Annotated in this window: 17 protein-coding genes and 7 tRNA genes; 21 read left to right on the forward strand and 3 right to left on the reverse strand. The window is 57.0% G+C overall.

Features of this window, described 5'->3' with window-relative positions:
* Position 1: 1 nt before the first annotated feature.
* Positions 2-940, forward strand: a complete 939-nt coding sequence (locus tag BED41_RS07015) for a D-alanine--D-alanine ligase (RefSeq protein ID WP_066744379.1) — start codon at positions 2-4, stop codon at positions 938-940.
* A gap of 84 nt (positions 941-1,024) precedes the next feature.
* Here BED41_RS07015 and greA read toward each other — a convergent pair whose 3' ends face one another.
* Entirely contained in the window at positions 1,025-1,513 is a 489-nt protein-coding gene (gene greA / locus BED41_RS07020) for a transcription elongation factor GreA (RefSeq protein WP_066744380.1), read from the reverse strand.
* Between the two features lie 426 nt (positions 1,514-1,939).
* On the opposite strand from greA, the gene thrC reads away from it, so the two are divergent.
* From thrC to BED41_RS07065, 9 genes are all read left to right on the forward strand, one after another.
* Positions 1,940-2,980, forward strand: coding sequence for a threonine synthase (thrC, locus tag BED41_RS07025; RefSeq protein WP_066744384.1), 1,041 nt, complete (start codon positions 1,940-1,942; stop codon positions 2,978-2,980).
* Positions 2,977-4,005 carry a homoserine kinase gene (gene thrB, locus BED41_RS07030; protein ID WP_066744386.1) on the forward strand — a complete coding sequence of 343 codons (1,029 nt, stop codon included), beginning with the start codon at positions 2,977-2,979 and terminating at the stop codon, positions 4,003-4,005. The genes thrC and thrB overlap by 4 nt, the downstream gene beginning before the upstream one ends.
* Positions 4,005-5,237 carry an aspartate kinase gene (locus BED41_RS07035; RefSeq protein WP_066744388.1) on the forward strand — a complete coding sequence of 411 codons (1,233 nt, stop codon included), beginning with the start codon at positions 4,005-4,007 and terminating at the stop codon, positions 5,235-5,237. The genes thrB and BED41_RS07035 overlap by 1 nt, the downstream gene beginning before the upstream one ends.
* Positions 5,237-6,241, forward strand: a complete 1,005-nt coding sequence (locus tag BED41_RS07040; RefSeq protein ID WP_066744390.1) for an aspartate-semialdehyde dehydrogenase — start codon at positions 5,237-5,239, stop codon at positions 6,239-6,241. Before BED41_RS07035 ends, BED41_RS07040 begins: the two co-directional genes overlap by 1 nt.
* A 499-nt stretch (positions 6,242-6,740) precedes the next feature.
* Positions 6,741-7,526, forward strand: coding sequence for a Nif3-like dinuclear metal center hexameric protein (locus BED41_RS07045; RefSeq protein WP_066744391.1), 786 nt, complete (start codon positions 6,741-6,743; stop codon positions 7,524-7,526).
* A gap of 60 nt (positions 7,527-7,586) precedes the next feature.
* Entirely contained in the window at positions 7,587-8,582 is a 996-nt protein-coding gene (gene trpS, locus BED41_RS07050) for a tryptophan--tRNA ligase (RefSeq protein WP_066744393.1), read from the forward strand.
* Positions 8,583-8,591: 9 nt separating this feature from the next.
* On the forward strand, positions 8,592-9,380 hold the full coding sequence (locus BED41_RS07055) for a segregation and condensation protein A (RefSeq protein WP_084002312.1): 789 nt from the start codon (positions 8,592-8,594) through the stop codon (positions 9,378-9,380).
* Positions 9,358-9,987, forward strand: a complete 630-nt coding sequence (scpB, locus tag BED41_RS07060; RefSeq protein ID WP_437177028.1) for an SMC-Scp complex subunit ScpB — start codon at positions 9,358-9,360, stop codon at positions 9,985-9,987. The genes BED41_RS07055 and scpB overlap by 23 nt, the downstream gene beginning before the upstream one ends.
* Positions 9,980-10,711: a pseudouridine synthase gene (locus BED41_RS07065; protein WP_066744399.1), complete on the forward strand. Its 732-nt coding sequence runs from the start codon at positions 9,980-9,982 to the stop codon at positions 10,709-10,711. Before scpB ends, BED41_RS07065 begins: the two co-directional genes overlap by 8 nt.
* Positions 10,712-10,760: 49 nt before the next feature.
* Here BED41_RS07065 and BED41_RS07070 read toward each other — a convergent pair whose 3' ends face one another.
* Positions 10,761-11,438 carry a tRNA 2-thiocytidine biosynthesis TtcA family protein gene (locus BED41_RS07070; RefSeq protein ID WP_084002313.1) on the reverse strand — a complete coding sequence of 226 codons (678 nt, stop codon included), beginning with the start codon at positions 11,436-11,438 and terminating at the stop codon, positions 10,761-10,763.
* A gap of 165 nt (positions 11,439-11,603) precedes the next feature.
* On the opposite strand from BED41_RS07070, the gene BED41_RS07075 reads away from it, so the two are divergent.
* The 11 genes from BED41_RS07075 (at position 11,604) to BED41_RS07125 (ending at position 15,825) form a co-directional block, all read left to right on the forward strand.
* Positions 11,604-12,290, forward strand: a complete 687-nt coding sequence (locus tag BED41_RS07075) for a response regulator transcription factor (RefSeq protein ID WP_066744403.1) — start codon at positions 11,604-11,606, stop codon at positions 12,288-12,290.
* A 48-nt stretch (positions 12,291-12,338) separates the two neighbouring features.
* The gene (locus tag BED41_RS07080; RefSeq protein WP_066744405.1) at positions 12,339-13,412 is read left to right on the forward strand and encodes a lysylphosphatidylglycerol synthase transmembrane domain-containing protein; all 1,074 of its coding nucleotides are present in this window, start codon (positions 12,339-12,341) and stop codon (positions 13,410-13,412) included.
* Positions 13,399-13,983 (forward strand): methyltransferase family protein, encoded by a 585-nt coding sequence (locus BED41_RS07085; RefSeq protein ID WP_066744407.1) that lies wholly within the window; start codon positions 13,399-13,401, stop codon positions 13,981-13,983. The genes BED41_RS07080 and BED41_RS07085 overlap by 14 nt, the downstream gene beginning before the upstream one ends.
* A 213-nt stretch (positions 13,984-14,196) precedes the next feature.
* A tRNA-Val gene (locus tag BED41_RS07090) sits at positions 14,197-14,271 on the forward strand.
* Positions 14,272-14,285: 14 nt separating this feature from the next.
* Positions 14,286-14,362: transfer RNA gene (locus BED41_RS07095), tRNA-Asp, on the forward strand.
* Between the two features lie 25 nt (positions 14,363-14,387).
* Positions 14,388-14,463: transfer RNA gene (locus BED41_RS07100), tRNA-Phe, on the forward strand.
* A gap of 18 nt (positions 14,464-14,481) precedes the next feature.
* Positions 14,482-14,556: transfer RNA gene (locus BED41_RS07105), tRNA-Gly, on the forward strand.
* 39 nt (positions 14,557-14,595) lie between these two features.
* A tRNA-Asp gene (locus BED41_RS07110) sits at positions 14,596-14,672 on the forward strand.
* 23 nt (positions 14,673-14,695) lie between these two features.
* Positions 14,696-14,771 (forward strand) — tRNA-Phe (locus BED41_RS07115).
* 26 nt (positions 14,772-14,797) lie between these two features.
* Positions 14,798-14,872 (forward strand) — tRNA-Gly (locus BED41_RS07120).
* A 230-nt stretch (positions 14,873-15,102) separates the two neighbouring features.
* Positions 15,103-15,825: an SIMPL domain-containing protein gene (locus tag BED41_RS07125; protein WP_157102290.1), complete on the forward strand. Its 723-nt coding sequence runs from the start codon at positions 15,103-15,105 to the stop codon at positions 15,823-15,825.
* A gap of 203 nt (positions 15,826-16,028) precedes the next feature.
* On the opposite strand, the gene BED41_RS16420 is transcribed toward BED41_RS07125, so the two are convergent.
* On the reverse strand, positions 16,029-16,226 hold the full coding sequence (locus tag BED41_RS16420; RefSeq protein WP_157102291.1) for a hypothetical protein: 198 nt from the start codon (positions 16,224-16,226) through the stop codon (positions 16,029-16,031).
* Positions 16,227-16,476: the final 250 nt, after the last annotated feature.

The following is a 16,476-nucleotide window of genomic DNA, read 5'->3' on the forward strand; positions in this document are numbered from 1 at the left end:
CATGAAAGCAGTCGTATTGTGCGGCGGCGTGAGCCCGGAGCGCGAGGTTTCGCTGAATTCTGGGGCCGCCGTTGCCAAAGCGCTTGCGGATTTCGGTTACGAGGCCGAACTCTGCGATATCGCCTCTATAAGCGAATTTATCAAAAGCTGGCCGGAATATCATGCCGAAGGCGTCTTTATAGCCCTCCACGGAGGCTGGGGCGAGGACGGCAGGATACAGGCGGTCCTGGAGGCTTTCGGCATTCCATATACCGGCTCCGGTCCGGAGGCATGCATGCTTTCGATGGATAAGACGGCCGCGAAGCTCATCTTCGCCAACGCCGGCCTGCCGGTGCCCAGCGGCTTCATTGCCACGCGCGGTGAAGAGGGGCGCGGACGGGCGGAGGAATACCTTCGTAAATACGGGAAGATCATCGTGAAGCCTAACGGCGGCGGAAGTACCGTCGGCGTCACCATCCTCTCCGATATCGCCGGATACGGCGCGGCGCTGGAGCTTGCCTGGCAGTCGGAGCCGAAGGCGCTCGTAGAAGAGTTCATCGAGGGTGAAGAGGCTACTGTGCCGGTGATGGAGAGCATCGACGGCGGCATATTCGCGCTGCCGGCGATACATATCAAGCCAAAGAGCGGCTTCTATGACTACAAAAATAAATATACCTCCGGATGCACGGAGTATATATGTCCCTCCGACCTCCCGGCAGAGACCAACGACAGGCTGGCGGCACTCGCCGTTATGGCGCACCGGTCGCTCGGCTGCCGTTCGTACAGCCGCGTTGATTTCCGCGTCACACCGGAGGGTGGCCTCTATGTTCTTGAGGTCAATACCGCGCCCGGAATGACCGCCACAAGCCTCGTGCCGAAGTCGGCTAAAGCCTATGGCCTGTCCTTCGGCGAGTTTCTCGACGAAGTGGCCAGATTTTCGTTTGCCATCGACCGCGGATAGGGACAAATAAAAAATATTCTTGAAACAAGAAAAGAGCCTGCGCGATGATTTTGCGCAGGCTCTTGATCTTTCTCTTCCGCGGTTCTACTTCAGCTGGATCTTGACGACCTTGAGATGGCGGATGCCGCGGGGGGTCCTCACCATAACCTCGTCGTCGGCGCGTTTGCCCATCACGGCCTTGCCGACCGGGCTCGCCGCTGAGATGCGGTTATCCTTGATATCGGCCTCTTCCGTGCCTACGAGCGTATATACGAAGGTCTTTTTGAGGTCGAGGTCCGCAAGCGTCACCGTAGTGCCAAGGCTGACGACGCTGGTGTCGATATCCTCGGTCTCTACTATCTGCGCCTTACTGAGCTGATACTCCAGCTGGAGTACGCGGTTCTCAAGTTTTTCCTGCTCTTCTTTTGCCGCGTGGTATTCCGCGTTTTCGCTGAGGTCGCCGAAGGCGCGCGCCTCTTCGAGCTTTGCGGCTATCTCCGCACGTCCGTCACCGCGGAGGGAAACGAGTTCCGCTTTCAGCTTTTCATAGCCGTCCCGAGTCATTACCACTTTATCGTCTGCCGCTTTAGCCATTGATATCCCACCTAAATAAGAAGTGTCTCTAAATTCTTGTGAATTCTAACAGAAAGCGGGAAAAATATCAAACATAAAAATATGCTTGACAATTTGCTTAATGAGTAGTATAAATTCCACCAACGAACTTAATAATCACGATGCGATGACGGGGATAGTAAAGTTCATCACCTCCACAGAGAGAAGATCGAATTGCTGAAAGATCTTTGCCGGTATGGATTCGAAGACCACCCCTGAGCGGATGCCGAAGCGGTGCCAGTGCCGATAAGGCGTCAGGGTGCGCCCTGTACAGCGCAGACGAGGGCCGTCCTTGCGCGGCCGAATGGAGTGGAACCGCGACGCCGTTTATTATGCCGCCTCCTGTACTGCCGGTACGGAGGCGGCAATTTTTATACTTGCGCGAAGTGCATAAAAGGAGGAAACATCATGGGAGTAATTGAAAGATATTCGGAGCTGCTGCCGGTGACTGAAAAGACGCCGAAGCTGACGCTGGGCGAAGGTTCGACGCCGCTTGTTCGTCTTGACAATATCAGCAAACTGCTTGGTATAGAGCTTTGGGCAAAACTTGAGGGCTGTAACCCCTCCGGTTCATTCAAAGACCGAGGTATGGTCATGGCCGTTGCGAAGGCCCTTGAGGGCGGCGCGAAGGCCCTTGTATGCGCCTCCACGGGAAACACCTCCGCCTCCGCCGCGGCCTATGCCGCCGCCGCGAATGTGCCATGCTTCGTCCTGCTTCCGGCGGGAAAGGTCGCGCTCGGAAAGCTCGCGCAGGCCCTAATGTACGGGGCCACGGTTATCGCCGTCAACGGCAACTTTGACCGCGCGCTGGAGATGGCGCGCGAGGCCGCCGAAAAGGAGGGCTACGCGATCGTCAACTCTGTGAACCCCTATCGTCTCTGGGGCCAGCGAAGCGGAGCCTGGGAGATCTGCGAATCGCTCGGCAGGGCCCCCGACTGGCACGCGATCCCCGTCGGCAACGCGGGAAATATCAGCGCCTACTGGGCCGGTTACCGACAGTATCAGGAATTGGGAAAGATAGATAAACTGCCGCGCATGATGGGCTTCCAGGCGGCGGGGGCGGCGCCGCTCGTGACGGGCGAACCCTGCCCGAATCCCGAGACGGTGGCGACGGCGATCCGTATCGGCAACCCCGTCAGCGCCAACCTCGCGAAGGAGGCTGTCGCGCAGTCGGCGGGCGAATTCAACTCCGTCACCGATGAAGAGATACTTGCAGCCCAGCTGCTGCTCTCTTCAAGGGGCGGCGTCTTCGCCGAACCGGCCTCCTGCGCCCCGCTTGCGGGACTTGTGAAGCTTAAGAAAGAGGGGCGGCTGCCGCAGGGCATTACCGTGGTGATGATTCTCACCGGCAACGGCCTCAAAGATCCAGACACCGCGATGTCGCAGGTTGGACGTCCGATAGAGATAGGCGACAGCCTTGAAGAACTTCTGGAGGTGATGAAGAGGTGAACCATCTCATAACACTACGGGTGCCCGCCACCAGCGCGAACCTCGGTTCCGGCTTCGACGCGATCGGGATGGCGGTCTCCCTCTACAATATATTCAAGGTCATAGAGCTGCGCCCCGCGGGTGAATACGAGGTCGAGGCGCATGGCGAGGGCAGCCGCGAGCTGTCTTCGCCGAAGGCGAACCTCGTCGTCAAAGCCTATGAGGATACATGCGAACGCTGGAAGGTGAAGGGGCCGGGCTTCTCTCTCTGGTGCCACAACATCATCCCGCTCTGCCGCGGCTTAGGAAGTTCGGCGGGCGCTGTCGTCGCGGGCGTGCTCATCGCCAAATACCTCACCGGCTACGAGGCCGACGAGGACGAGCTGCTGCGCGCGATGACCGTCGTCGAGGGCCATCCCGACAACGTCGCCCCCTGCTATCTCGGCGGCATGGTCGTGAGCTGCTGGGACGGACAGGATCTGCGCTACGTCAACCTGCCGGCGCTGCCGCCGGAGGTGTTATGCGTCGTCGCAGTTCCCGACGAACGCGTCAAAACCTCGGACGCGCGCAAGGCGCTGCCCAAAGAGGTCCCCTTCGGAGATGCCGTCTTCAACGTCGGGCGTGCGGCGCTGCTCACGGCGGCCTGGGCCACCGGCAAGTGGGACTATCTTAAATGGGGGATGGACGACAAGCTCCATCAGCCCTACCGCAGCAAACTTTTCTCGGGCGGCGAGGTTATCTTCTCGCGCGTCGAGGCGCTGCCCGAATGCCTCAGCGTTGCGATCAGCGGCTCCGGCCCCAGCGTCATCGCGCTCGTCAAGGGAACGACCCAGCGCGTCGCGGAGGCGATGTGCCGCACCTTCACCGAGTACGGCGTGCGCTCGCAGTTCTTCGTCCTTGACGGAAGTGCCCAGGGCGCGCGCGTCGACGTCAGCATGGAGCTTGCGGAGGCTCTGGCAGCCGCCGCAGGTTTGTCCCCTAAAGGAAATACCGACGTTTGCTCATGTGAACCGGGTACCGCGGACAAAGCCGGGGGGTGCAGATAATGGAATGGGAAAAATTACCGCTCACAGTGCTTAAATTCGGCGGTTCGTCGGTCGCCGATTCCGATAGGATGAGGCATGTCGCGCAGATCGTAAAAAAGATCCGCGATAAGGGTTTCCGCGTCGCCGTCGTCGTCTCGGCGATGGGAAACATGACTGATGAGCTGCTGGCGCTCGCGAGCGACGTCGCGACGGAAAAAGACGGCCGCGAGATGGACCAGCTGCTCGCCACCGGCGAACAGCAGAGCGTGGCGCTGCTGGCGCTCGCGCTGAAACAGTACGGAATCCCCGCGCAGTCGTTTACCGCCCTCCAGGCCGGCATCAGGGCTAAGGGCTTCCCGATGGAGGGGCGTATCTACCGTATAGAGCCCGACGCCGTCGAAAAGACGCTAAACGAGGGCTCCGTCGCCGTCATCACCGGCTTTCAGGCGATCACCGACAACGGCGACGTCATCACGCTCGGGCGCGGAGGCTCCGACCTTTCGGCGGTCGCGCTCGCGGCTTCGCTCGGCGCGGACTCCTGCCAGCTGCTCAAGGACGTCACCGGGATCATGACTGGCGATCCCCGCATCGTGAAGAATCCCAAGAAGCTGTCGCAGCTGGGCTTTGACGAGTGCATGGAGATGGCGGTGCAGGGCGCGAAGGTGCTCCAGGCACGCAGCGTCGAGATGGCGGCGCGCTATGAAATACCGCTTTATGTCGGTTCAAGCTTTGTGGAAGAGGAGGGTACATGGGTAATGAGCAATCCGGTAACAGAGGGACTTATTATAAAGGCAGTCATACAGGATATGAAGGTGGCGAAGGTGGTGCTTCTCGGGGTGCCCGATATTCCCGGCATCGCGGCGCGTCTCTTCGCGAACCTCGCGGAGAGGGGCGTCGGCGCGGAGATGATCATCCAGAACTATATGCGCGGCGGCGTCAACGATATCGGCTTCCTCGTCAAAAAGACGAGTCTCGAGGTCGCGAGCCAGGTCTGCCGCGAACTCTGCCGCGAGATAGACGCGCAGGGCGTCTCCTTTGATACGGAGATCGCGCGTGTCTCCATCGTCGGCGCGGGCATCGCGAACCACCCCGAGATTCCCTCGAAGATGTTTAACATCCTCGCCGAGGCGGGAATAAATATTGAGATGATCGCCTCCACGGCGCTGGCTATCACCTGCGTCGTCGGCAGTTCACGCGCCGACGACGCGGTACGCGAACTGCACGACCATTTCATCGACGAGGTGGCCTTCTAATGAGCGGCAGGAGAGTGGCGGTGCTCGGAGCGACGGGGCTCGTCGGGCGCGAAATGCTCTACACGCTGGAACAGCGTAATTTCCCCGTCTCCGAGCTTATCCCGCTCGCCTCGCCTCGCTCCGCGGGCAAAAAGGTCGTCTTCAACGGTGAAGAGATAACGGTGCAGGCGGTCGGTGAAGATTCGTTCAAGGGCGTAGACATCGCGCTCTTTTCGGCGGGAGGCAAGACCTCCAAGCAGTGGGCCCCCGTCGCCGCGGCAAGCGGCGCGGTCGTCATCGACAACAGCTCCGCCTGGCGCATGGACCCCGAAGTGCCGCTCATCGTTCCCGAGATAAACGCCGCCGACGTCTCAATGGCGAAGAACAAGGGGATCATCGCTAACCCTAACTGTTCGACGATACAGGCGGTCGTCGTCCTCTATCCGCTCCACCAGGCGGCGGGGCTTAAATACATCAACATCAGCACCTATCAGTCGGTCGCCGGTACCGGCAAAGCGGCGATCGAGTCGCTACGCGACGGCGCGAAGGCGGCGATCAAAGGCGAGGAATATAAGGACGACGTCTATCCGCACAGCATCGCCTTCAACCTCCTGCCGCATATCGGGGCGTTCGACGACGAAGGCATCTCCGAGGAGGAGTGGAAGATGGTCAACGAATCGCGTAAGATCATGCACATACCCGATCTGCGTGTCAGCGGCATCACTGTGCGCGTTCCCATCTTCCGCTGCCACGGCGAAAGCGTAACGGCGCAGTTTGAGCGTCCTCTCAGCCCCGCGGAGGCGCGCGAGATACTGAGCAGAGCCCCCGGCGTCGTTGTGCGCGACGATCCGAAAAACGCTGAATACCCGCTGCCAGTCGATACGGCGGGCAAAGACGACGTCTGCGTCGGCCGCATCAGACGCGACACCGGCCTCGACAACGCGCTCGCGATGTGGGTCGTCGGCGACAACCTGAGAAAGGGCGCGGCGCTCAACGCGGTGCAGATCGCGGAAAAGCTGGCTTAAAATTACACGCCGCAGAATTCAGCCATAGTAAACAGAGAGTTCGGAGAGGGGATTTTTTCTCTCCGAACTTTTACTTTAAAAAAGAACATGGCTGACAAAGAACGGCGAGAGGTTCGGCGGACACTGACATTAGGTTAAACGTACAACAATGGACAGATAAAGATAAATAGCGATTTAGCTTTCAGCCTGTCGTGGCTAAAGCCGCTGTGTGTCCCTGCCTTGTCGCACCGGCCTCCGAGCCGGTGCCCAGCGGCTTGCCTTGCTTTTATGCCTTGCCAGACGAGCATAAAACCCCACGACACTAGATTCCGGGTCAAGCCCGGAATGACTGAATAAAACAAAACTACAATTTATCTCTTTTCCCCTCTCGAAGATAAATCGGCGTTTATACGCACGTCCAGCTTTCGCTGATGCGTCTGCCCTGCTCCGGTGCATTTTGCTTTGACGTTACCCCTCGGCTGTTATACAATTATTCGATGTAACGAAACGGGGTGCTGGAATGAAACTTTCTGAGATAATAGCCAGAATAGAAAAGAGAATACCGAAGAGCTGGGCGGAATCGTGGGATAATCCTGGCCTTGCCGTGGGCGACCCACGAGCGGAGATAGACGGTATCGCCCTCTCGCTTGACGCGACCGCGGATACGGCATCCGCCGCCTCCGCGCTGGGCTGCGGCCTGCTCGTGACGCACCATCCGCTTATATTTCATCCGCTGAAATCGGTGGTGAACGACAGCTACGTCGGACGGACGGTCTTCTCCGCGATCCGCGGCGGTGTCGCGATATACTCTGCGCATACCAACTGGGATTCGTCGCCCGAGGGCGTGAACTTTGTCCTCGCCTTGCTGCTGGGGCTTGAGAATATTGCGCCGCTGTCGCCCTCTGAGTCGGGCGCGTGGGGGATGGGGGCTATCGGAGAGCTTACCGTTCCCATTAGGCTCGGTGAACTTTCGGATATCCTGCGCGAGCGGTGGCGTCTCGCCAATTTTACCGTTTACGGCGACGTGGAACGGCTGCTGGGAAGGATCGCGCTCGGCGGCGGCGCCTGTCAGGAATTCTGGCCCGAGGCGCTCTCCCTGGGAGCGGACTGTTTCATCACCTCCGATATCGCCTACCACCACCGCCAGGAGGCGCTCGACGCGGGACTGTCTCTCGTGAGCACCGACCACGGCGAGATGGAACGGGCCTCTTTGCCGGCGCTGCGGACCGTCATCGAATGCGAGACGGGACTTCCCGTCCGGCTGATAGAGGAAAAGAACGCTCCCTTTACGCACGGGCGCGTATAGCGGAAAATAATCCGGCGACGGCCGGAAAGTCGTATGTAAATAGAAAGGATGTTTTGTGAGATGGATGACAGAAAGAGGATCTTCAGCGGCATGAGGCCCACGGGGCGGCTCCATTACGGCCATATGGCGGGGGCGCTCATCAACTGGGTGAAGCTGCAGAACGAATATAACTGCTTCTGGGGCATCGTCGACTGGCACGCGATGATGTCCGACTACGCCGATCCGAGCAAGGTGAAGGAAAATTGCTATGAGATCCTGCTCGATTGGCTTGCGGTCGGCGTCGACCCCGAAAAGTCTTCGATCTTCATCCAGTCGCACGTCAAGCAGCACGCGGAGATCCACCTAGCGCTTTCGATGATCACGCCGCTTGGATGGCTTCAGCGCTGCCCGACATATAAGGAACAGATACTCAACCTCCAGAACAAAGATCTTTCGACCTATGCCTTCCTGGGCTATCCAGTGCTGATGGCGGGAGACATCCTGCTCTACAAGTCGTGGGGCGTGCCGGTGGGCGAGGATCAGAGCGCCCATCTTGAGTTGACGCGCGAGGTCGCGCGCCGCTTCAACAGCTTCTACGGCGATGTATTCCCCGAGCCGGAAACGCTGCTGACCCCCGCCGCGAAGATGCCCGGTACCGACGGCCGCAAGATGAGCAAATCGTACGGCAACTCTCTGCAGATCGCCGAGGATATGGAGACGATCTGGGGCAAGGTGCGCACGATGAAGACCGACCCGGCGCGCGAACGCCGGACCGACAAAGGGACGCCGGAAAAATGCCCCGTCTGGGACGTGCATAAGTTCTTCAACAGGGATGCGCAGGAGCTCGCGGAGCTCCACGAGGGCTGTCTGAGCGCCGGCATCGGCTGTGTCGACTGCAAAAAGAAGCTGATGGTGCATCTCGCTGAGATGATGGACCCCATCCAGAAGCGCCGCGCGGAGCTCGCGAAGCGTCCCGACGACCTCAAACAGATACTTGAGGCGGGAGCGGCGCGTGCGCGCAGGGTTGCCGAGGGTACGATGGAAGACGTCTATTCGGCGATGAACCTCATACATTAAGGAAGTCCGGTGGAAGAGGAAAAGATTTTAGAAAATAACGGAGAAAACAGAGCGGCTGGATTTGAGGTCCGTTTGGGCAGCTTTTCCGGGCCGCTTGATCTGCTCTGCCATCTTGTGGAGTCGCGCGAGATGGACGCGCTGAAGCTCAATCTAACGGAGCTGGTCACACAGTATATAAACTTTCTCGTGCAGGCTAAGGGGGCCACCCTCAACGAAATGGCGGAATTTTTCTCCTTTGCGAGCCGCCTGCTGCTGCGTAAGGTACACTCGCTCTTTCCCGGGCAGGAGCCGGAGGAGCCAGATGACTCACTCCTTGGCGATTATATCGAGACGGAGGAAGAGCTGGAGGCGATTATCCGCAGATACCGGCCCTTCCGCGCCGCGGCGCGCTGGCTGGCCGCCGCGAAGGAGCGGCGTGAGCGCTGTTTCCTGCGCGTGACGGACGAAGAGGATAACTACTATTACGATATCGGCGACCTTGAGACGCTTGCCTCGAAATGGTGGGAGATACTGGCCCTCTACGAGGAGCGGACACGCGCCGCCGAGTACGACGAAGATACCATGCTTTGGGATGAGATACCAGACGCGGTCCCTGAGGAGCGGCAGATAGAGGAGCGCATGGACGAGCTGCTGCGGATCGTGCGCGGGCGCAGGCTGTCCCTGCGGGAGCTGCTCTCCGACCGCAACCCTAAAACGCTGATCGTCACCCTGCTGGCGCTGCTGGAGATGTCGCGTCTCGGTATGGTGCATATAATCCAGACTGAGACACTTGGAGGTGTTGAGATTGCCGCTGACTGAAGAAAACGAAAATATGGGGCTTCTTGAACGGCAGATAGAGGCGCTGCTCTTCGTCTCGCCGCAGCCCGTCTCGGCGGCGACGATGGCCGATCACCTGGGCGTCTCTTTAGAGCGTGTGGAGCGCGCCGTCGCCGCGATAAAAAACAGTTACGCGAAGGGGCGGGGGCTGACGCTGCTGAATCTCGCGGGGGGCTGGCAGATGGCGACCGCCCCCGACCTCGCCGACACGGTGGAGAGCTTTTCGGCCTACCTCTCAATGCAGCGTATCAGGCTCTCCCGCGCGGCGCTTGAGACGCTTTCGGTGATCGCCTACAACCAGCCGATCACGATGGCGGAGATCGAGGAGATACGTTCCGTGCGCTGCGACCGTGTCGTCGAGACGCTGCTGAAGAACGGCCTCATCGACAGGCCGCGCCGCGAGAATAAGAGAAAATCCCTGCGGCGTTACCGCACGACCAATAAATTCCTGGAAATATTCGGCCTTTCGAGCATCAGCGCCCTGCCGACGCTCGAGGAGCTGCGCGAGGACTACGAAGACGACGAGGAACTTCCCTCAGTGGAGGAGGTCCCGACGGAAGAGGGAGAGATGGAGCAGAGTGATGAGTGACGAAAGCGTACGCCTAAACAGATATCTGGCGATGTGCGGCGCGGGGGCGCGCCGTAAGGTCGAAGAATATATAACTGCGGGACGGGTAAAGATAAACGGCGTCACAGTAAACGAGCCGGGGCGGCAGGTGTCTCCAAATGACCGCGTGGAGCTTGACGGCGCGGCCGTTGCGCCGGTGGAGCAGCGTTATCTTATCTTCCATAAGCCCAAGGGGGTGCTCTGCGCCGTCGAGGACTCGCGCGAGCGCACCGTGATCGACATCCTGCCGCCTGAGATGGACCGCTTCAGGCTCTTTCCCGTCGGACGGCTCGACCGTGACAGCGAAGGGCTCATCATCCTTACAAACGACGGTATATTCTCACAGGAGTTGATCCACCCGCGTAACGGTTTTACAAAAACTTACGAGGTCGAGCTGCGCAAACCGTTGGATGAGGAGCGCCTCATTCGCTGGAGCAGGGGAGTGCAGGCCGAGGAACATTTCCTTAAACCGATATCGGTGCGCCGTCTGGCACGCGCGCCGCTCCAATGCTGGTTCGAGGTTGTGCTGGGCGAAGGGATCAAGCGTGAGATACGCCTGATGGCAAGGGCGCTCGACAACGACGTCCGCCGCCTCTTCCGCCGCAAAATCGGCAAACTCGTTTTGAAGGAGCTTGCCGTGGGCGAGTTCATCTCCGTAGAGCGTGAAGTCCTCTGGGATTATATTAAAAACGGTAAAACCGTATAGTTAAACAAAACGGCATCTTTGCCGTCTCTATCGGTACCGCTTTCCAGAATCATTCGTTAAGCATCCCTGCGGGCCAGCTCTCGTTTTCTTTTAGGTGTCTCAGCGCGTGCACGATATTGCTCTTAAGCTCCGGCATCTCTCTTTCGAGCGCGGCGACGATCTCCTTTGTGCTCTTACGCTTCGATTTATCGCCGTAGGGGCAGCAGGAGCTGATCACCGGCAGCGAGAGCCGCTCCGCCTCCAGCCTTATCTGCCGCTCCTCAATGTAGACGAAGGGGCGGATGACGCGCATCCGCGTACGGCTCATATAAAGGTGCGGATGAAAACATTTAAAGCGGCCGCCGTAAAAGAGGTTCATCAGCACCGTCTCCGCCGCGTCGTCCTTGTGGTGGCCGAGGGCGATGACGCCGCAGGCGAGCTCCTTCGCCTGATTCGCGAGGATGCCGCGCCTCATGTTCGCGCAGAGGCTGCAGGGAGAGCGCTCTTCGCGCTCCTTCATGATCTGATATGTGGGGTGTTTTACGATCGTCAGCGGTATGCCGAGGGCAGCCATATATTCGGCGAGCCGTTCCGGCTCCATCGCTCCGTTCGACTGGTCTATGAGGCAGGCCCGCAGCGAAAAACGCACGGGGCTGCGTTTTTTCAATATTGCCAGCGCCAGCGCCAGTAAAAGGCTGTCTTTTCCCCCTGAAAGCCCGATCAATATGCTGTCATCCGGGCGTATCATGTTATAATCCCTTATGGCTTCCCCCGTGAAGCGTGATAACTTCTTTGATAAGGGATAGAGTTCCTCAAAATCCTGTTTCAGGGAAAATACCTCCTTTTAGGCTGGTATAATATAATTTATAATCCTATCACAGATTGCCTCATAATGAGCGGAAAGGATGGCGGCATGAAAAAAAGTAGGATAATTCTCGCTGATACAAACTCACTCTTTACCGACGCGCTTCGCTTTGTGCTTGGACAGGAAGTCGATTTTGAGATTGAGACGAGAGACGAGACCGATGCCGACTCCATTCGCAGCATACTCGCAGCCAAACCGGACGTGATGGTCATCCACCAGCTGCGCCCGGACTCCGGCGTGGTGCAGATACTGCGCGAGGTGAAGCGCCGCCTGAAGGACATACACATCCTCTTTATCGTGAAAGAGACAACCGCCGAGCTCTTCTCCCTTGCGAGCGAGAGCTCCAGCGTGGGCATCATGCCTGAGGGCACCAACCTCGCGGAGTTTATGGAGGCGCTTCGCGCCGTTGCGCGAGGCGAACGCTATATAAGTAAAGAGATACTCTCCGCGGCCCTGCCGCAGGACGATGACGAGTTCTACGACGACCCGCTGGGCGAGATAACGCCGCGTGAGCGCGAAGTGCTTTACTGGCTCTCCCACGGCCTGACGAACAGGGAGATCGCCCAGAGGATGATACTATCGGAGAAGACCGTGAAAAATCATGTCAGCCATATGCTGAAAAAACTTGATTTGACAGACCGTACGAAGGCGGCCGCGCTTGCATGGAGAGAGGGGCTGCCGCAGATAGCGGAAGAATTTTTCTCGCTTCCCGCGGTGCAGCCTATGTTAAAATAGTCCGCATATGGTAGTATAGATGCTGTTGTTTACCGGGGAGGGCAGATTTTGACCGTCCAAAAAAGTTTCTCAATATTTGTAATAATAGTTATATTGTCAATAACGGGAGTATTGTTCTGGAGTATAGACGCCTCTACATTCGCAATGCTAAAAAACGCGGACCCGAAGCTTTTGCTCTGTGCAGCGGCTCTTGTCGCTCTAGGCTGGACGCTTGACGCCTGTAAATTTATGACGCTCGCGCGTGCCGCCGGAGAAAAACTTTCCTTTAAATCCACGCTTGCCGTCGTCTGGATAAATTACTTCGGCTGCGCCATCACGCCGATGCAGAGCGGCGGCGGCCCGTTTCAGATATACCTGCTCTATAGAGACGGCGTCTCAGTTGGAAAATCCGTGGCGATAACGCTGGTACGTACCCTGCAGATACTATTTCTGCTCGCTCTCGTGGTTCCCTTCTCACTTTTGGCCGACCCGGAAATGCTGCGTAAATATGTATACATGCGCTGGTATGTCTGTTACGTCGTAATCTTCATCATATTCTGCGCCTTCCTGCTTACCGTCAGCGTGATCCGTCCCCAATGGATAAAGCACTGGGTCAACGCCATCCTTGTCTGGATTAAGCGTGTCGGCATCCTGAAATCCAAATACCTGCTTCACGCCGTACGCTGGGTGAGCCGGGAGATCGACGCCTATAACACAAACATCAAGCTCTTTACCTCCACCGGCAAGTGGTGGCTCATGCTCTCCATTTTCCTCGCCGTAGTACATCTGATCGTGTATATGTCCATTATGCCCTGCCTCATCAAGGCAGCCGGTTTCAATGTAAATTACATCCAATGCCTGCTCGCGGAATCCCTGCTGCTCTTCATGCTCTACTTTGTGCCGACGCCCGGCGCGAGCGGGGCGGCCGAGGGCGGAGCCGTCGCGGTATTCGGGCTCTTTGTCCCCTGGAGCGTGGCCGGCGTCATGGCCGTCACCTGGCGTCTGCTCTCCGAATATACCGGCGTCGCGCTTGGGACCTTTATCGTGGTACGGATGCTGGGCTGGTGCGGGGCAAATAAGGTTTTGATCGCGGAACATGAGGCGATAGAAAATACAGAGGAGTCGGAAAATGAAGATAAATAAAAAGATAAGCTCACTTGCATTCAAAGGAAGGGGACTTTTCTGGGGACTCTTTGCCGCCGGGATATTGATATTTCCGGGAGAGTTTAACGCCGTAAGATTCACCGTCGGACTGTTGCTTGTGGTCGCGGGGCAGATGCTGCGTTTTTGGGCGGCCGGTTTTATTCCCAAATATCGTACTGAGGTGATAGGCGCTCCCATATTGATTACCTGGGGGCCTTACAGCTGGGTCAGAAATCCCCTCTATGCCGGAAACGCCGTGATGGGGCTCGGATGGTCGCTCATGGTAAGCTGGGGTTGGGTTGGTGCCTTTGTCATCGCCTTCATGCTGCTTTATTCGCTGGTAGTGATACCGGCGGAGGAAGAATTTCTTGAGGATAAATTCGGCTCCGAATATATCGCCTATAAAAAGACCGTCCCGGCGCTCTTTCCGTGGCCGAGGAGGGGATTTCCCGCCGCTTCGCGCAATGAAAAGCCCTTTGACGCCAAAAGGGCGCGCGAAGAAGAGATATACTCCATCCGTGTGAACATCGTAGTCACGCTGGTGATCGTAGCGAGGCTCTTTTTTCTCTAAGGAATTTTCGTATCATGTTATCGCCGCATGCTGATTTTTTTTTATTGCCCGAAGGCCGCCGGCGCTTTGCCGGAGGCGGGCCGGCGGGCATATTCAGTTTTTGGGGAGCTCCGCCGTACCGGCAAAAAAGTATCACTGACAGGTTGACATCTCGGAAAAAATCCGTATAATATTCAACGTTGTCGCTGATGCGGTACGATACCAGAAAATGTTGGGCGGGTAGCTCAGCGGGAGAGCATCTGCCTTACACGCAGAGGGTCGTAGGTTCGAAACCTATCCCGCCCACCATATGACAACAAAGTGGAGCTGTAGCTCAATTGGTTAGAGCGCCGGCCTGTCACGCCGGAGGTCGCGGGTTCAAGTCCCGTCAGCTCCGCCACTTTAAATATTTTCGCCACTGAGATGGCGGGATAGCTCAGTAGGTAGAGCAACGGACTGAAAATCCGTGTGTCCCCAGTTCAATTCTGGGTCCCGCCACCATAAGTAACGAGAGTAGAGGCGGAAGTAGCTCAGGGGTAGAGCACAACCTTGCCAAGGTTGGGGTCGCGGGTCCGAATCCCGTCTTCCGCTCCAAATTATGTCAGCAGGCATGACGCATCAGAGCAGCAAAGTGGAGCTGTAGCTCAATTGGTTAGAGCGCCGGCCTGTCACGCCGGAGGTCGCGGGTTCAAGTCCCGTCAGCTCCGCCACTTTAAAGATTCGCCGCTGAGATGGCGGGATAGCTCAGTAGGTAGAGCAACGGACTGAAAATCCGTGTGTCCCCAGTTCAATTCTGGGTCCCGCCACCACTAAAAAATAAATATTGAGTAACAATGCGGAAGTAGCTCAGGGGTAGAGCACAACCTTGCCAAGGTTGGGGTCGCGGGTTCGAATCCCGTCTTCCGCTCCATTTTTTTATCTTCACGCCTACAACCTCTTGACGGTTTACCTATGATCATTGTACGGGATATTTTTCATATAGACACAGATGCCACTCAGGCGGAACTTTTGTCATACTCCTGCTTTTTACGCTTTGCCGCATAACGGCTTGCCGTGATATTATATAGCACTATAAAATATATAGACGGAGGGGCGCTGGCCGCAGCTGCCTCTCTTAACAAAATTGAAAGGGAGATTTTTATGAAACGTACGAGATACATCGTTGTGGTAATGCTGCTTATGCTGTCTGTATTCGCCGTCTCCGCGAGCGCGTCGGCGGCGGAGGAGCGCGACTCCATCGCCGTGACCGGAACCGCCTCCGTTGAGGCTGAACCTGATATGGCATCTGTGACGCTCTCCATGACCGAATATGGAAAGAGCGCTGCCTCGACCCGCGCCGCGCTCGCGGAGAGGATAGAGAGGCTGAGTAAATACATTGCCTCTATTCGCGTGGATTCAAAGGATTTCAAAACGACGGGCTATGAGCTTGCGCCGAATTATGTGACGGAGCGCGAGAAGCGCGTCCAGAAGGGCTACGCGGCGACCGTATCGTTTGCCGTTACGGTGCGGAACCTTGCCGACCTTGGCGCCGTTATCGACGGCAGCGCGGAAAAATGTTCCGCCTCCGTGAATAACGTCAGCTTTGGACTGCAAAAGCGTGAGGAGATCGAGCGCGGCCTTCTGAAGTCCGCGGTCGAGGACGCCAGAGCGCGCGCCTCTTTAGTCGCCTCAACGGGCGGACGCAGCCTCGGCAGGCTGGTCAACGCGAACATCGGCACCGCCGGCGCCGTGCCACTGGCGCGAAAAAACACCGCAATGAGCTATTCAATGATGGCGGACGCGGCGATGCCCGCCGCCACGCAGCTTGCCTCCGGAGTGATAAACGTCAGCGTCTCCGTCTCGCTGGTATTTGAGCTGAAATGAGGGCGCTTTAAGCGGTTAAGTTCCCGTAACAGGCTGGAGTTTCGCGGAAATCACCACTGCCGATAAATGGGAAGTATGCGATAGAACAGATAAGCAGGTAACAAAATGGCGGCGGAGATGTATAAAATCCGACAGCAGCTCCGCCGCCAATCTATTCAATAGACAGGTTTTGAGAGTATCCAGCCGGGTACTCTCTTTTTTATTTAATGAATGCCAATTTGAAGGCTTTTTTGCGCCGCCTCTTCCTGCATAGCCTGTCTTAGAAGCCGTAAAAAAGTATGATGTGTCAAGAATTCTATTGCGCAGGCGGCAAGCACGGCAAGGAAAACCGATGTGAGAAAAAATGCTTGAGGTTTTTTAAAAATCGAACTTGTCCAATAGTCCGGTTCCTTTTTATTCATAAGCCGCGATCCATGTATTAAGATTAAACAGATCAGAAAAGTACAAAATTGAGCTAGATAATATAGTGGCCTGTTATGGAGATAAAGAGAGACGAATAATTTATCCATTTTAAGTTCAGAATAGGAAAAATATGAATTTATAGTCTCCCATAAAGATAGCAAAAACGACAAACAAACCACATCCCTTATCATAATAAGATTACTGCGAGATAAAAAAGCGGTACTCTTAAATACATGTTAATTTAGTGTC

It is taken from the genome of Cloacibacillus porcorum (genome assembly GCF_001701045.1).
GTDB classification, from domain to species: domain Bacteria; phylum Synergistota; class Synergistia; order Synergistales; family Synergistaceae; genus Cloacibacillus; species Cloacibacillus porcorum.